The 16181-nt window shown below is 37.7% G+C and carries 13 protein-coding genes; 8 read left to right on the top strand and 5 right to left on the bottom strand.

The genetic code is table 11. The features are described 5' to 3' along the window. The first annotated feature begins 7 nt into the window (after positions 1-7). Genes cysS through R8495_RS06720 form a run of 4 tightly spaced genes read left to right on the top strand, consistent with a single transcriptional unit; the run spans position 8 to position 5228 of the window. Entirely contained in the window at positions 8-1420 is a 1413-nt protein-coding gene (gene cysS / locus R8495_RS06735; RefSeq protein WP_317634716.1) for a cysteine--tRNA ligase, read from the top strand. Then, the gene (locus R8495_RS06730) at positions 1407-1808 is read left to right on the top strand and encodes a Mini-ribonuclease 3 (RefSeq protein ID WP_317634715.1); all 402 of its coding nucleotides are present in this window, start codon (positions 1407-1409) and stop codon (positions 1806-1808) included. The genes cysS and R8495_RS06730 overlap by 14 nt, the downstream gene beginning before the upstream one ends. A 12-nt stretch (positions 1809-1820) precedes the next feature. Beyond that, positions 1821-2552, top strand: a complete 732-nt coding sequence (gene rlmB, locus R8495_RS06725; protein ID WP_317634714.1) for a 23S rRNA (guanosine(2251)-2'-O)-methyltransferase RlmB — start codon at positions 1821-1823, stop codon at positions 2550-2552. Positions 2553-2582: 30 nt separating this feature from the next. Then, a complete protein-coding gene (locus R8495_RS06720) occupies positions 2583-5228 on the top strand; it encodes a transglycosylase domain-containing protein (protein ID WP_317634713.1) in 2646 nt (881 codons plus the stop codon). Between the two features lie 56 nt (positions 5229-5284). Here the strand turns inward: R8495_RS06720 and R8495_RS06715 are convergent, their stop codons facing one another. Then, on the bottom strand, positions 5285-6280 hold the full coding sequence (locus R8495_RS06715; RefSeq protein WP_317634712.1) for a LacI family DNA-binding transcriptional regulator: 996 nt from the start codon (positions 6278-6280) through the stop codon (positions 5285-5287). A 155-nt stretch (positions 6281-6435) separates the two neighbouring features. Here R8495_RS06715 and R8495_RS06710 point away from each other — a divergent pair, with 155 nt between their 5' ends. From R8495_RS06710 to R8495_RS06700, 3 genes are read left to right on the top strand one after another with little or no spacing between them, the layout of a single operon-like run. After that, entirely contained in the window at positions 6436-7548 is a 1113-nt protein-coding gene (locus R8495_RS06710) for a thiolase family protein (RefSeq protein ID WP_317634711.1), read from the top strand. Then, a complete protein-coding gene (locus tag R8495_RS06705) occupies positions 7545-8777 on the top strand; it encodes a hypothetical protein (protein ID WP_317634710.1) in 1233 nt (410 codons plus the stop codon). Before R8495_RS06710 ends, R8495_RS06705 begins: the two co-directional genes overlap by 4 nt. Continuing rightward, entirely contained in the window at positions 8761-9918 is a 1158-nt protein-coding gene (locus R8495_RS06700) for a hydroxymethylglutaryl-CoA synthase family protein (protein ID WP_317634709.1), read from the top strand. Before R8495_RS06705 ends, R8495_RS06700 begins: the two co-directional genes overlap by 17 nt. 8 nt (positions 9919-9926) lie before the next feature. Here the strand turns inward: R8495_RS06700 and R8495_RS06695 are convergent, their stop codons facing one another. Together R8495_RS06695 and R8495_RS06690 are read right to left on the bottom strand one after the other, a co-directional pair. Further along, a complete protein-coding gene (locus tag R8495_RS06695; RefSeq protein ID WP_317634708.1) occupies positions 9927-10922 on the bottom strand; it encodes a LacI family DNA-binding transcriptional regulator in 996 nt (331 codons plus the stop codon). A 15-nt stretch (positions 10923-10937) separates the two neighbouring features. Then, positions 10938-12374 carry a sucrose-6-phosphate hydrolase gene (locus tag R8495_RS06690; RefSeq protein ID WP_317634707.1) on the bottom strand — a complete coding sequence of 479 codons (1437 nt, stop codon included), beginning with the start codon at positions 12372-12374 and terminating at the stop codon, positions 10938-10940. A 152-nt stretch (positions 12375-12526) separates the two neighbouring features. On the opposite strand from R8495_RS06690, the gene R8495_RS06685 reads away from it, so the two are divergent. Next, the gene (locus R8495_RS06685) at positions 12527-14473 is read left to right on the top strand and encodes a sucrose-specific PTS transporter subunit IIBC (RefSeq protein WP_317634706.1); all 1947 of its coding nucleotides are present in this window, start codon (positions 12527-12529) and stop codon (positions 14471-14473) included. Between the two features lie 204 nt (positions 14474-14677). Here R8495_RS06685 and R8495_RS11185 read toward each other — a convergent pair whose 3' ends face one another. Both R8495_RS11185 and R8495_RS06670 read right to left on the bottom strand, forming a co-directional pair. After that, positions 14678-15529, bottom strand: a complete 852-nt coding sequence (locus R8495_RS11185) for an SLAP domain-containing protein (protein WP_425613239.1) — start codon at positions 15527-15529, stop codon at positions 14678-14680. Between the two features lie 136 nt (positions 15530-15665). Further along, positions 15666-16139 carry a nucleoside 2-deoxyribosyltransferase gene (locus R8495_RS06670; RefSeq protein ID WP_317634705.1) on the bottom strand — a complete coding sequence of 158 codons (474 nt, stop codon included), beginning with the start codon at positions 16137-16139 and terminating at the stop codon, positions 15666-15668. Positions 16140-16181: the final 42 nt, after the last annotated feature.

Here is a 16181-nt window from a genome sequence, read left to right as displayed (position 1 = left end):
AAACTTCTTGCTAAAAATTTATAATACGCTGAGTCGGACCAAGGAAGAATTTATCCCACAATCCTCCAAAGTTGTTACGATGTATGTGTGTGGTCCAACAGTTTATAATTATATTCATATTGGTAATGCTCGTTCGGTGGTGGCTTTTGATACCATTCGTCGTTATTTGATGTATCGCGGATATGAAGTGCGTTTTGTATCCAATTTTACTGACGTTGACGATCGAATGATTGAGCGATCATCAGCTGAAAAAGTCACTGTGTCAGATCTTGCCGCCCAATTTATTGCTGCTTATGAAGAAGATATTGAGCAATTGAATGTAATTGAGCCAACTGTTCGAACTCGAGCAACGGAATTTATTCCGCAAATCGTCGATTTTATTGCAAAATTAATCCAGAAAGGTTACGCCTATGAAAGTGAAGGGGACGTTTATTTTCGAACCCGAAAATACCCCACCTATGGCGAGTTGTCTGATCAAAGCGTTGCTGATCTTTTAGTTGGTGCCAGTGAACACGTTAATTCAGTTGAGCAAGCTCGCAAAGAGGATTCTTTGGATTTTGCACTTTGGAAAGGGCAAAAACAAAATGAAATTGCTTGGGATGCGCCGTTTGGTAAAGGGCGGCCTGGATGGCACATTGAATGTTCGGTGATGTCGATTGCTGAGCTAGGAGATACCATTGATATTCATGGTGGTGGTGAAGATTTGATGTTTCCTCACCACGAAAATGAACGAGCCCAAAGCGAGTCATTAACAGGTAAGCAGTTTGTTCGTTATTGGATGCATAATGCCTTTGTAACAACTGCTAATGATGAAAAAATGAGCAAGTCCTTAGGGAATTTTGTGACTTTACGGGATGCATTAAAGGAAAATGATCCTAATTTCCTAAGATTTTTCTTGGTTCAAACTAATTACCGTAAACCCTTGCAGTACGATTTAACCTCAATGACTCAAGCTAAACGCAGCTATGATCGAATCATTGAGACTATCAATCAACTTAGAAATAAGCCAAGTGCTGATGTCGGTTTCAATCCTAGAATTTCTGATTTAATTGCCAAATTCCGCGATCGCTTTATGGCTGCGATGGATGATGATTTTAATGTCCAAAATGCGCTAGCAGTAATTTATGAATATTTGAAATGGATCAATAAAGATGTTTTGACCAAAGACATTAGTACTGATAATCTTAAAGAAATCCAGCAGTTGTTGGTTGATTGGCTTTGGGTATTAGGATTGGAAGTGCCTGAACGCTTAGAAATTGACGACCCGCATGTTTTAAACTTAATTGAAAAAAGAGATGCAGCTAGAAAAGCACGAGATTTCAAATTAAGTGATGATCTACGAGATGAGCTGTTGGCTTTGGGAATAGAAATAAAAGACACTCCAGAGGGAACGAAGTATACAAAAAATGACAAATGTTAACCAATTAAATGGTTTGACCCTTGCTTATTTGGGGGATGCCGTTATCGAAGAGCGAGTCCGTTTTTATTTGGTGAAAAATGATCAACGAGCCGTTAATGAGCAGTACTTGCGCTCAAAATCTTTTGTTTCTGCTAAAGCGCAGGCGGCGTTTTTCAAGCTAATGAATGAGAAAAATATTTTAACAACTGAGGAACAAGATGCTTTTCGTTTAGGGCGTAATGCCAAAAGCCATACTCATGCGAAGAATACCAATATCGTTATTTACCGAATTTCAACGGGTTTTGAGGCGATGTTTGGCTACTTAAAATTTACAGATCAGAATGATCGAATTAATCAGCTGATTGATTTTTGCTTCCAAAACCAAGATAATGTAGAATTCATTAAATGAGAGGATAGATAATTGCAAAATAGCGAAGAGCATCCAAACCAAATTTATGGTCGTCATGCGGTTTTAAATGCTTTAAAACAGTTGCCCGCTAATCAAATTAATCAGTTATTGATTCAAAAATCTTTAAAGAATAGTTATTTAAGTGATTTAACGAAGTTGGCTAAAGCTAAAAAGATTATTGTGAAGATTGTTCCTAAAGATAAATTGGATAAATTAGCAAATGGAGGAGTCCATCAAGGAGTTGTTTTAGAAGGAGCGCCTTTTGTTTACTCAGATCTTTCAGTCTTAAAAGACAGTAAATTTTTGCTGATGTTAGACAATATCATGGATCCGCATAATTTTGGCTCTTTAATTCGTTCAGCTGATGCGGCTGGGGTTGATGCAATTATTATTCCTGAAAGACGAAATGTTCAGGTAACAGACACGGTATGGAAGTCTTCAACTGGTGCAGCATCTTTTGTCCCGATTGTGCGGGTGGTAAATTTAAGCGCAACGATTAAAAGCTTAAAAGAAGAGGGATTTTGGTTTTTTGGGGCAGATATGCAAGGTACTAATTGGTTAGATTGGCAAGTAAATGGTAAAATTTGCTTAATCATTGGCAATGAAGGGAGCGGAATTTCACCGGGAGTTCGTGATAAGATTGATGAGTTTATTAAAATTCCCATGTTTGGCCACGTTGACAGTTTGAACGCTTCGGTCGCAGGTGGTTCATTATTACTGATGGCAGCAACGAAAAGGCATTAAACAAAAATTGAAATTAAGCTTACATTTTAAATGGATAAATTAAGAGAATTTCTCGAAAAAATTCGGGATTGGTTTATAAAATTAGATCGAACTGAGATCTTACATTGTGTTGATCTGGCACTTCAAGTAATTAGAAGAGTAGTTCTTAACTTTTTAGCTTTAGGAATTTTAGTGTTTGGGCTTGTTTTAGGGATTGGGTTAGGATATGTGGCGTCAATCTTAAAAGAAGAGTCGATTCCGACTGTAGCTGAAATGGATAAGCTAATCCACGATATTGATCAAACTTCGACTTTATATTTTGCAGATAATTCATCTTTGGGTGAAATTCAGTCTGATATCGTTAGTTATAAAACTAAATCAGCAGAAATTTCTCCGTGGATTAAGAAGGGGATTGTTGCTTCTGAAGATGAAGATTTTTATTTGCATCAAGGTGTGATGCCCAGAGCAGTAATTAGGGCTGCTCTTTCTGATGTAACAGGAGTTGGGATTAAAAGCGGTGGCTCAACTTTAACTCAGCAATTGGTTAAAATGCAGATCCTTTCCTCGGAAACTACTTTTAAGCGTAAAGCTACTGAAATTTTTTTGGCAATGCGTCTTAACAAGTTTTTCACTAAAGATGATGTCTTAACTTCTTATTTGAATGCAGCTTCTTTTGGTCGAAACAACAAAGGCGAAAATATTACAGGCATCGGAGCTGCGTCTGTTGGGATTTTCGGGAAAAATCCGAAGGATCTTTCTATCGCACAGTCTGCTTTTGTTGTAGGTTTAGTTCAAAGTCCTTATGCCTACACTCCTTTTGATCTTACTGGAGAAATTGATAATCGAAGTGCTCAGTATGGCTTAAAACGCGCGCAGATCGTTTTATTTCGAATGTATCGAGATGGAGCAATCACTAAGAAGCAGTACACTGCTGCAAAAAAAGAAGATCTCCGGGCACAGTTTTTAAAGGCTGAGCCTTCATCCCGTCATACGAACAACTATGGTTATACTTATAGTGCAGTTAGAGAAGAGGCGGAAAATACTCTTGCTGAAGTTTTACTGCGTGATGATGGAATGGATCCCGAAAAAGTTAAAGATAGCACCTATGGACGATATTATGCGACCGCTAAGCAAAAGCTTTCTCAAAATGGTTATAAAGTTTATTCTACGATTAATCGAAAAGTTAGCGATAATATGCAGGAAGTTTTGCAAAATACTCGCTCGTATTTTAGCAAGACCTATACAGACAGTGTTTATGATGAGAAGACAAATGATTTTATTGATTTCTCTGAGCCAGTCCAAAATGGAACAGTAGTCTTAGATAATAAGACAGGTGGTGTTTTGGGATTTATTGGAGGCGTTGATTTTAAACTTAACGAGTTTAATCATGCCTTTAATAATCGTCGTTCGCCAGGTTCTTCGATTAAGCCTTTACTAGTTTATGGTCCAGCACTTGATACAGGTTTAATTGGCTCTCGTTCAACTTTGGCAGATTTTCCAGCTAAATTTGATGATTACGAACCAAGTGATTATGATCAAACTTTCCAAAATCGCTTTGTCTCTGCCACCGAAGCCCTTTCCCAGTCATATAATGTTGCTACAGTAAATCTTTATCAGGCTTTGCGGCAAAAAGATGATAAATTAGCTAAAAGTTATATGAAAAAGATGAATTTCAATATTACTGATAAAGAATATAGTGAACTTGGAATTTCATTAGGTGGAACAGCGCGAGGATTTGCTCCAGTTCAAGAAGCTGCGGCATACGCGACATTTGCTAATGATGGAAATTATCATAAACCTTATGTGATTTCCAAAATTGTTGATCCAACTGGTCGGATTGTTTATGAGCATAAGTCTGAGCCGGTTAAAGTTTTTTCTGAGGCGACCTCTTACATCATGCAAAAAATGATGAGCGACGTTGTTTCAAATGGAACTGCTGAGTTCTTGGGTTCAAATGTCGAATTTGATTCGGATAAACTTTATGGTAAGACAGGAACCAGTAATGATAATCGCGATTACTGGTTCACAGGCTCTACTCCGGGAATTACAATTTCATCTTGGATCGGATATGATAATTTCTATCGTCATTCTTATAATTTAGAAGAAAGTGATTCAAACGCAAATCTTCGTTTGGTGGCGCGCTTTTTAAATAATATTTATAAAAATGATCCAGATTTATTAAAACTAAATGAACAGAAAAGTAAACCAAATAGCGTTAAAGAATATTCTGTTCTGGCTAATACAGGAACTTTACCAGGTGTTTTAAAAAATAATTCGGCTAACTTTACAGTTAGAGGTCGCACAGTGACCAGCCTTTATGCACAAGGTGGTCCAAAAGAATTAACGGATAATTTTGGGATTGGTGGCTATGCCAGTGATTATCGCTTGTTTTGGTCAAATTATCTTGGTCAATATAATGGGTACGGGGTTATTTCACGGGCGACAAAGGATATGTCATATGACACTAGTGATCCGAAAGTTTATTTCTCATACTACGAGCAGCCGCGGATCAAGTACCCACAGAAAAGGTATAACAGTTACCAAACACCTAACAATAGTCTTTATAATCAGAATAACAACCAAAATCAATTTAATAATCGCTCTTATAATAATAGCTTGAATCAGACCCAGCAAAATAACAGTCAGACTAGTTCTTTTGATAATGATTCTGATGATGATAGTGAAAATGATCAATAAAAAAGCATCTTCATCGATTGTTAATAAACAATCAACGGAGATGCTTTTTGCGGCTTTTAAATTCGGGTGGTACCGCGGTGAATGATGTCATAATCGAGGTAAACGTTGCTATCTTGTACTTTTTCTTTATTCATCATTTTTGTGAGAATCCGCATTGCCACAGCACCAATATCGTATAAAGGCTGAGTAATCGAAGAAATTGTTGGACGAGCATATTTCGTAACGACTGTATTGTTACTTGTAATAATTTGAAAATCTTCAGGAATCGAACGTCCCATTTCAAATCCTTTATTTAATAAGATAATTGCAGTGTCATCACTATAAACAACAGCTGATGAAGCTTCACTTTCATAGATTTCTTGGAAAGTTGGATTAGAAATACTATTATTATCTTGCGTTTCGAAAATTAATTTTTTGTTGAATTCAATTCCGTATTCTTTTAGAGCATCTTTGTAACCTGGAATTCGATATTTTGCATTGATCGGATAATTCTTATCACTAATAACAAGAGCAACTTTTTGTCCTTGTTTCAAAAAGAAACTCGTTGCATCATAAGTTGCCTGACGATAATTAATATTAACACTTGGCGTATTCCATTCATCAACCGTTCCAGCAAGAACAACGGCTGTACCATTGTCTCTGGTCGCTGAACGAAAATGTTCAGTCTGGTTACGTCCCATGTAAATAATTCCATCAACTTGTTTTGCTAAAAGATTATCAATAATCTGATTCTCCTTTTCTGTATCCTCATTCGAGTTAGCAATAATAATGTTGTAGTTATACATCATTGCAATGTCATCGATTCCAATTGCTAGATTTGCAAAGTAAGCGTTGGTAAGATCGGGAATAATAACGCCAATCGTGGTAGTTTTTTTGCTGGCTAACCCTTGCGCTACCGCATTTGGATGATAGTTTAAATCATGAATAACTTTTAAAACACGTTCTTTGGTTTCTTTTTTCACTTTTGGATTACGGTTCATAACCCGGCTAACTGTTGCCATTGAAACATTGGCTGCATTAGCTACGTCGTAGATAGTAACTTTTGGTTGCATCTTTTTTCTCCTAAATTTTTATGTAAAAATGTAATATTTTTCATTGTAACTCAAAACAAGGAAAATATAAAGCGTTTCCACCTATTTATTTTAAAATTTTTTAAAAAGAAGAAACAAAAAGGGGGGAAAAGCACTTTATTCTCTAAAATAAAGTTATGAAAACATATATTGTAAATGCAAAACGAAGTCCGATCGGAAAAAAAGACCGATCTTTAAGTACAGTTCCTGTTAAAGAAATCGCAAAGCAGACGATCCAAGGCTTTAGTAATTTAGATTTAACAGAAGTTGATTCACTTCTCATGGGTACAGTTCTTCAAACAGGACTGGGCTCAAATGTGGCCAGACAAGTAGCACTTAGTGTTGGGATGAAAGAATTTTCAACAGCACAAACAGTAAATATGGTTTGTGGTTCTGGTCTTTTTGCGGTTCATCTTGCAGCAAATAAAATTAGGCTTAAAGAAGCTAATTTGGTTTTGGCTGGCGGAGCGGAGAATATGTCAGGAGCTCCAAGTTATGGAGTAAATCAAAAACCGACATTACTTCAAGATGCATTGCTAGATCCATTTGATAAAGAGCACATGGGGATGACAGCTGAAAATGTAGCAAATAAATATCGAATTAGTCGGACTGAACAAGATCAATTTGCCTTGTTATCGCAGCAAAAAGCCAAAAAAGCGTGGGAACAGGGCTACTTTAAAAATGAGGTAGTTCCTTTCCATTTTCCTGATGGAAAAATTTTTGAGCAAGATGAATGCGTTCGACCAAACACTAATCTATCAAGTTTAACAAATTTATCCCCTGTTTTTCAAGATTCAGGCACTGTAACAGCAGGTAATGCTTCACCAATCAGTGATGGAGCCAGTTTTGTCTTAATTGCAGGTAATAAAGATTACGGAGAAACACTGGCTGAAATAGTTGATTATTGTGAGGTGGGCTTTGCGCCAAGTTTAATGGGATACGCTCCTTATTATGCAATTCAAAAACTGCTAAAGCAAAATCACCTCATGGTTTCTGACATTGATCTTTTTGAAATTAATGAAGCATTCGCTTCTCAGTGCGTTGCAGTAAGCCGAGATTTGGAAATTCCGTCAGATAAATTGAATATTAGCGGTGGTGCTATTGCGTTGGGACATCCATTAGGTGCGAGTGGAGCACGAATTTTAACAACTTTAGTTCATAATTTAAGACGGAAAAATTTAGAGTACGGAGTTGCCTCTCTTTGCGTTGGCGGCGGGATGGCCTGCGCGATGCTGGTTAGAAATCAATGAAAAAATTTTATCAACTAAACCGCGTCGACCGACTAAAAGAATTGGTCAAAAAAGGTTTAATTACTGATGAACTGTTTTTAATTAATGAGAATTTAACTGATGATCAGCTAGCAATTTTTACGGAGAACACAGTAGGTCAATTCCATTTGCCGCTTGGTCTTGTTAATGGCCTTAAAGTGAACGGGAAGTCGTATTTAATTCCAATAGCAACTTTTGAACCTTCAGTAGTAGCAGCTTTAAATAAGGCTACCCATTACGTTAACTCAGGTGAGGGGATCATTGTTACCGGTGAGAAACTTCCGGTGACCGGACAAATTTTTACCAGTTACCACGGAGATCCAAAGGAAATTAATCAAAAATTAGCCGAAAATAAGTCTTTTTTGACCGATCAAGGTAATTTTGCCGTATCACATCTTGTTGAACGTGGTGGGGGAATTACCAATATTAAATTCGAGTTTGAACATAATGTATTGATTAGCTCAGTTGAAGTTGACGTCAAAGAAGCGATGGGGGCCAATTTAGTTGATACGATTGTCGAACGTCTTGCCCCGTTAATTGCTGAAACTGTTCAAGGTGAAGTTATTAGCGCAATTTTATCCAATCTTCCAACAGGCACGCCATTTAAAGCGCAAGCAAAAGTTCCAATCAATTTAATTGGCATTGATACTGCCAAAAAAATCGTTCAGCTAGCTCAAATTGCAACTTTCAATAATGCGCGAGCGGCTACCAATAACAAAGGAGTGATGAACGGTTTGATCGGAGCTGTGATTGCTAGTGGCAATGACGATCGAGCAGTTAGCAGCGCCCTTTATCACGGGCAGAATCTTGGCAAGGACCGCTCGTTTACACATTGGAGGGTGTCTAAAACAGATTTAATTGGCGAGTTCAGCGGATATTTACCGCTTGGAACGGTCGGCGGTGCCATTACAACTCATCCGGATGCAATAAAAGGAATGAAGCTATTAAACGTTAAAAATAGTACCGAGTTAGCGCATGTTTTTATGGCCGTAGGACTCGCAAGTAATTTTTCAGCTTTATTTGCTTTAGTGACCGACGGAATTCAAAAGGGGCACATGAGGCTGCAAGCAAAATCAATTGCACTAAGTATGGGTGTCAAACCACAAGATTTACAAGATGTTGTGAACCAGATGGTCACCTTAAATAAATTCGACACTTTAACTGTCCAAAAAATTATGGAAAGCAGGAACAATAATGATAGGAATAAGTAAAATCACAGGTTATATTCCTCAAAAATATGTTGAAATGGAGGAATTAGCAACCGCTAGAGGAGTTGATCCTCAAAAGTTTTTAATTGGAATTGGACAAGAAAAAATGGCGATCGTTGGAGGAAACGAGGATAGTGTTTCAATGGCACTTAACGCAGGAAAACGCCTAATTGAAGACTTGGATCCCAAAGAGATTCAGGCGATTAAACTTGTTATTTTAGCCACTGAAAGTAGCATTGACGAAGCCAAAGCAAGTGCACTATTTCTTGAAGAATATCTTGACCTCCCCAAAAATGCTCGATATTTGGAATTGAAAGAGGCGTGCTACGGGGCAACTGCTGGCTTAAACCTTGCTTTTGAACGAGTCACTTTGCACCCTGATGAAAAAGTGTTGGTGATTGCAAGTGACCTCGCTCGTTATGGACTGAATTCTAAAGGAGAAGTAACCCAAGGAGCGGGAAGTATTGCATTGTTGGTCGAAAACAGATTAGATCTTGCCTTGGAATCTTTAGGAAAATCTACTTATCATGCAGAAAATGTGAGTGATTTTTATCGACCAATGGGACAAAAAGAAGCAATTGTTGATGGTCCATTATCAAACGAGACTTATTTAAGATTTTTTAAAACTGTTTTCGAAGATTATTTTCGACAAAGTTCACTTGCACCGTCCGATCTCAAATTAATTAATTTTCATTTGCCATATACTAAAATTGGTCTTAAAGCTTTAAAAGAAGTTGCAGATCAAGTGGATGATAGTAAGTATGAATCTTGGATCGATTTATTTAACCAGGGAAAGGCTGTCAATGCCGTCGTTGGAAATATCTATACAGGCTCACTTTATTTGAATCTTCTGTCGAATCTTTTGAGCGGCCAAGTCGAAGAAAATGATTTGTTGGGAATGTATAGCTATGGATCGGGAGCTCAAGCTGAGTTTTTTGTTTTGAGATCTCATAAGAACTTCGATTCAAGTTCATTTCAGACGATGTTGCAAAAGAGACAAGGTATATCGGTTGAAAATTATGAGAAACATTATTGCGAACAGTCTTATGATTTAGAGCAAAAATGGACAAGTGAAGGTATCCGCTCAGGAGATTTTTATTTAAAATCCGTCGAAAATGGTAATCGCAAGTATGATAAAGCTTAAGACAGAGTTTAATTGGAGTGGGTGGTTCCGCCTTTAATTAGTTTGTTTGGTAAGATAAAATGCTTATTTTGATAAGAAACTTTCTCGTCGATTTGTTTAAATAAAGTTGTAATTAATAGCTCTGCAATGTCTGGAATAGGCTGAGCGATGGTGGTCAAATCGGGATAAAAATCTTGAATAAATTTGGTTCCGTCAAAACCTACTACTCGGAGCTTTTGAGGCACATTAATGCTAAGTTCTTGTGCTACATTAATTGTAAGAAGCGCAGTCAAATCATCGGTGGTCATAATCCCATCGATTTTTTGATTATTAGCCAGAAGATCTCTAATCATCATGTGTTTAATGTTAACTGACAGATCAGTTGTTAAAGGAAGAAAGTGGGGTTCCAGATTATGGTCAGACAAAATTTTTCGAAAAGCAATTTCTCTTTGATCGGTGGGTTGTAAATCGCGTCCCGCATGAACATTTCCGAGAAAATATATGTTTTTTGCTGAACTGGCAATTAATTCAGTAGCAGCAAGTGCAGCTCCTTGATAGTTATCACTTCCAATAATCGGAATTGAGTCAGCGAGGTAACGGTCAAAAGAAACAATCGCCTGTTTAACTTCACCGTATTCCTTTAATCCTTTGGCGTGAGTTCCTACGATAATTCCGTCCACTTGATTGGATACCAGCATATTAAGGTAGTCACGTTCTTTTTGCGGATCATCAGCGGCATTACAAAGAATAACTTTGTAATGATTTTTAAAAAGCTGATTTTCGATGGTAGCAATTAATTCAGCATAAAAGGGGTTAGTGATTGAAGGGAAAATTAAGCCAATTAATTGAGTCTTTTTCCCTTGAAGCGAGCGCGCTAAACTATTGGGCTGATAATTTAGCTCTTTCATTGCTTCATGTACTTTGCTGCGGGTTTTTTGGCTGATTGCGCCATAATTATTAATCACTCGTGAGACGGTGGTAGGAGAAACTCCCGCTTTTTTGGCGACATCTGCAAGTTTTGTCACTGATTAACCTCTTAATCATTTTTTGAGTTCCCAGACCCTGCATCGGTTAATTGCCTCTGTCGTTATAATCTTGGTAGCTTCAGGGGCAGAAAAGTAACGCAAAGTTTGAACCTTATAGCCATCATTAATAAATATTTCACAGATTGTTTGATCAGCAAAAATATTTATTTGAATATCTTGGTGGGCGGGCACAAAAGATTGGCGCGTTTGACCAAATTGCTGCGCCAAAGGGTAACTGCTCTGGGATCGATCTACTGTAACTATACCATTACGAGCATCAATTTCGACCCCCAAAAAGGTGGTTTTCGTTTTAAATAATTGAATTTCTCCGCATTGATTAGCTGAAATATGAGCTTCTAGTTCAAAAGATTTGGTTTGGATTTGATCAAGTCGAATTTGTTGATGGCGGAGTTTTTTGGTTTCTTTTACTGGATATTGATATAGATACCCGTTTTTTATGCTCAATTCTTTAATAAGACTAAGGCTGCCGGTCCATCCGTCCGCGTCATTGGGATAAATCAAATCAGGCAGATTAATCCAACTAACCGCGAGTTGCCGGCCATCAGGCGCTGCGAAAACCTGCGTCGCGTAAAAATCAAATCCATCATCTAAATTGTTGATAGTACCGGCTTCGTTGATTTGTAAATTTTCCCAATCCATATTTTTGCCGATGATATAGCAATTAGGGTAAATATTTTGATAGTTTAAAATTTGATGATCAAGTCCTTGAGGACAAAAAATTAGCAACGGTTGTTGATCAATCATGATGAGATTAGGGCATTCCGCCATGTAACCCATCGGTTGATCAGAAAAATGAAGACATCCTTTGTATTTTAGATGATGGAGATGATGTCCTTCATAAACCGCAATTTTTCCTTCATTTTGTAAGGTTTGCGCGCCGATCAGAACTCGATATTGGTCATTACATTTTATAATCTGGGGATCGCGAAATTCACTACTGAAACCGGCAGGAAGTTTTTCGATCAACGGGGACGGCTCTTTTTGAATGGAGCCGTCTTTTTTTAACCATGCTGCATTTTGGTAAGAAAAACGCTTGTTATCAGTTGTTCGAATGTTTCCAGTGTATAGTAAAAGTAATTGTTGATCGATTGACAATGCTGAGCCAGAATAAACTCCCTGTTCATCAAATTTTGAGTCCGGCTTTAAAGCAATTCCTTCATTGTGCCAATGAATAAGATCAGTTGAAGTGACGTGATACCATGATTTAAGTCCATGTACTGCGCCAAAAGGATAGTACTGATAAAACAAATGATATTGCCCATTAAAAAAAGAAAATCCGTTTGGGTCATTTAAGAGACCAAATTCTGGCTCGACATGATATTTAGAATGCCAAATCGAATTTTGACCCATTTCTTTTAATTCCCTGAGGTACTCATCACTCCACTGATCGTATTTTTTGTAACGCAATTTGCGAGTCCAATTTGTAATCATTGTTTACTCCATTGATAATCGATTTTCAATTATAATAATCATAAAAGAAGGGAATTTCAATTATAATTTGAAAATAATTGATAAACGTTTGACATTTCTCTAAAATAATATAACATGGTGTAAGGGTATCCACGAAAAAGGAGAAAATAAAAATGGATTACAAAAAAGTTGCCCAAGACGTGATTGCAGCGATTGGCGCCGATAATTTACAAGCAGCGGCCCATTGTGCAACACGGCTTCGTTTGGTAGTTAAAGATGAATCAAAGATTAACCAAAGTGCTCTGGATAATGATCCTGATATAAAAGGAACTTTTAAGACAAACGGTCAGTTTCAAGTTATTATCGGTCCAGGGGCAGTTGATTATGTTTACGCTGAATTAATTAAACAGACCGGTCTAAAAGAGGTTACACCAGATGATTTGAAAGAAGCGGCGAGTCATGGACAAAAAACTAACCCCTTGATGGCTTTTATCAAATTATTATCTGATATTTTTGTGCCAATTGTGCCAGCTTTGGTTGCTGGTGGGCTTTTGATGGCCTTAAATAACGTTTTAACCGCCGAAAATCTTTTTGCAGCGAAATCACTCGTTGAAATGTATCCGCAAATTAAAGGCGTTTCAGAGATGGTCAATTTGATGGCTTCGGCACCTTTTACTTTCTTGCCGATCTTAATTGGTTTTTCAGCTACTCGGCGTTTTGGTGGTAATCCGTATCTGGGAGCTGCGATGGGCATGATTATGGTAATGCCGAGTCTAGTTAACGGGTACAGTGTTGCCGTAGCGATGTCTACCGGAAAGATGGCTTACTGGAATTTGTTTGGGTTTAAAGTTGCACAGGCTGGGTATCAAGGACAGGTAATTCCCGTTTTAGCGGTTGCTTACATTCTTGCAACTCTTGAGAAGTTTTTTCACCGGCACATTTCCGACGCGCTTGATTTCACTTTTACGCCAATGTTGTCGATTGTTATCACGGGTTTCTTAACATTTATCGTGGTTGGACCAATCTTAAGAGCGGTTTCCGATGGATTAACCAATGGTCTAGTTTGGCTTTACAACACCACCGGTTTTATCGGGACTGGAATTTTTGGGACTTTTTACTCTTCAATTGTCATCACTGGACTACATCAAAGTTTCCCGGTTGTAGAAACGCAATTATTAGCAAATATTGCTAAAACCGGCGGGAGTTTTATTTTTCCAATTGCTTCAATGGCAAATGTTGCTCAAGCCGGAGCGTGTTTGGCGATTTTCTTCATGACTAAAAGCGAAAAAGAAAAAGGCTTGACCTCGTCGTCAGGAATCTCTGCTTTACTGGGGATTACTGAACCAGCGATTTTTGCAGTCAACTTAAAATTAAAATTTCCTTTTGTGTGCGCTATGATTGGTTCCGGTATTGCGAGCGCTTGGCTTGGGTTAAATCACGTGTTAGCAAGCGCAATGGGATCGGCTGGATTAATTGGTTTTATTTCGATTCCGACCAAATACTGGGTTCCTTTCTTAACAGGAATTGCGGTTAGTTTTGGGATTACTTTTGCACTCACGGTTATTTATGGTAAAAGGAACATGGATTGGGATTCAGCTGATGAGAAAGAAGCTTCAAGTGAGCTGGAAGATAGCATTGTATTAGCGCCGGTTAGCGGACAAGTTGAATCTCTTAAAGAAGTTAAAGACCAGGTTTTTTCCGCAGAAATTATGGGTAAAGGCGCTGCAATTATTCCAACCGATGATCAGGTCTATGCCCCAATTGATGGTGTAGTTACGGTGGTTTTTGAAACCCATCATGCTTACGGGATTACAGGCGATAACGGAACAGAAGTCTTAATTCATTTAGGCCTTGATACGGTTAATTTAAAGGGCCAGTACTTTACTTCAAACGTTGAAAAAAGACAAAAAGTTAAAGCTGGAGATTTATTAGGGACGTTTGATTACCAAAAAATTCAATCAGCAGGCTATGATTCGACGGTGATGGTAGTAGTTACAAATACAATGTCTTACGGAGCTGTTGAAAGGGTTGAAAAGGAGCAAGTATCAACTGGAGAGGAATTAATTGCTTTAACGGCAGCAAATATCAACGGTTCAGGTGCGATGGCATCCTCAATTTAAAATAAAAAGAGGCTGTGACATAACTGTCTCTCAAAAATAAAATAACGCTGATGAAATCGAAATTGTTCCTGATCTCGTTTTTTCATCAGCGTTTTTCTTTAAACTTAGATTATAATCGCGTGGATGACCGATTTTTGTAACTTATGTCACAGCCTCTTTTTTGCAATAAAAAACCAACACCCAAAGATGTTGGTCTAATTTTTATTAAGAGATAACTCTTACAGTAATTGTCTGACGACCAAATTGTAGTGCTTGTGAATTTGGCATCGCAATATCAAGCTGATTAGGGTTATTGTAAGCAAATCCACCTGTGTCACGGACTACATAATTCTTAGTTGTGCCATCTTGGAAAGTGATTTGCAATTTTGTGCCACGTGGGAAAACACTTAAGTTAGCAGCAACGGTGTCATAACCGAAAGTATAATTTCCAAGAACTCGTGGATCATAAGCAGTTGCGACCATTGTTCTAGCAGGAGATTGAACTACTGGTTGTTCCCAACTCATGTAGTCACCTTGCACCCATTGATTTTCACCAATTTTGATAAAATGCTTGCCGTTAGTCGTTGTTGCTTCTTGGAAAACTTTCCAAGCTGTTCCATGTTGGATATATTGACCAGTTAACTTTGGTAAATTAGCTGGTGCTTCATAAACTGCAATCGATGCGTTTTGGTAGTTAACGTACATTGCACCGCTCAAACCAGAAATCGCATTAATATCTGGTTGAGTTCTAGTCATGTAAGCAGCCTGAACCCATTGATTCTTTCCAACTTCGTAATACCATTTACCATTTACTAAAGCTTGCTTGGAAACTTTCCAAGCTGTTCCATGTTTTAAATACTGACCGGTGGGTTTTGGTAAATTAGCTGGTGCTTCGTAAACTGCAATTGAGTAGCCAGGAAGATTTACATAAAAAGTACCACTTTGTTCCGAATAGTCGATATAGTTTGGATCAACAGCTGCCTGGACCTTAGTCTCAGATGCTGTCATTGTTGTTGCACTAACACCTGAGACCGACATTAGCGCGATTAATGAAATAATTGTTTTGTTAACCTTCAAAGATTTCTCCTTTGTTGTCATTTTCAACATGAATAGGTTATAACGAGGTCTACCTAAAAACAATCAAAAACGATAGACCGAAAACTTTTTGTAATCTAACTTAGAGCTGTGTAACACCGTTGAAATGTTGTAACATTTAAATTTTTTGTTTAATTTCCTGCAACAAATCAGCTTCGTTGCGGACTACAGTGCCGTTTAATTTGATCAATCCAATGACATACAAGTTTACATAGAAAAATTGGTTTTCAGCAATTTCATTTAACGCTTCAACTTTTTGCTGATTAGCGCCTCCTAATTGGCGAGAATCGCTATAAAGTGCGACAATCGGGATCTTGTTGGCATAAGCGACCCCGATTTCAGCTGCAACTCCTGGATCAGTAATCACACCGTCAAGAATTGCGACTACTAAATCGCTCTTTGTTAAGTTTTCTGTATCGCCCAAAGCGATCATTTTCGAATCGGCGTAAAGATTTTTATCATTAATACTTTGATTTTCTTGGGGCAAATAAAGATCGATTTTAGGATCAATTGAGCGAATTTTTTGTGCGAGCTCAGCATTAAAATTTTGTTCCGCCACGGTAAATAGGGCATTTGCAAAATAAATTTTCATATTTTTACTTCTTTCTTTTTAGTAATGATTAAAATTCAGCAT

Origin of the sequence: Xylocopilactobacillus apicola, from assembly GCF_033095985.1 — a bacterium.
Classification (GTDB): domain Bacteria; phylum Bacillota; class Bacilli; order Lactobacillales; family Lactobacillaceae; genus Xylocopilactobacillus; species Xylocopilactobacillus apicola.
Note: the sequence above shows the minus strand (reverse complement) of the source record. Positions and strands in the feature narration are given on the sequence as shown.

What these genes read in the sequence shown, in the direction of transcription:
- R8495_RS06720 (WP_317634713.1), top strand. Translation starts at nt 2,583, where the DNA reads ATGGATAAATTAAGAGAATTTCTCGAAAAAATTCGGGATTGGTTTATA.
- R8495_RS06685 (WP_317634706.1), top strand. Translation starts at nt 12,527, where the DNA reads ATGGATTACAAAAAAGTTGCCCAAGACGTGATTGCAGCGATTGGCGCC.
- R8495_RS06700 (WP_317634709.1), top strand. Translation starts at nt 8,761, where the DNA reads ATGATAGGAATAAGTAAAATCACAGGTTATATTCCTCAAAAATATGTT.
- R8495_RS06705 (WP_317634710.1), top strand. Translation starts at nt 7,545, where the DNA reads ATGAAAAAATTTTATCAACTAAACCGCGTCGACCGACTAAAAGAATTG.
- R8495_RS06690 (WP_317634707.1), bottom strand. Translation starts at nt 12,374, where the DNA reads ATGATTACAAATTGGACTCGCAAATTGCGTTACAAAAAATACGATCAG.
- R8495_RS06670 (WP_317634705.1), bottom strand. Translation starts at nt 16,139, where the DNA reads ATGAAAATTTATTTTGCAAATGCCCTATTTACCGTGGCGGAACAAAAT.
- R8495_RS06730 (WP_317634715.1), top strand. Translation starts at nt 1,407, where the DNA reads ATGACAAATGTTAACCAATTAAATGGTTTGACCCTTGCTTATTTGGGG.
- R8495_RS06715 (WP_317634712.1), bottom strand. Translation starts at nt 6,280, where the DNA reads ATGCAACCAAAAGTTACTATCTACGACGTAGCTAATGCAGCCAATGTT.
- R8495_RS06710 (WP_317634711.1), top strand. Translation starts at nt 6,436, where the DNA reads ATGAAAACATATATTGTAAATGCAAAACGAAGTCCGATCGGAAAAAAA.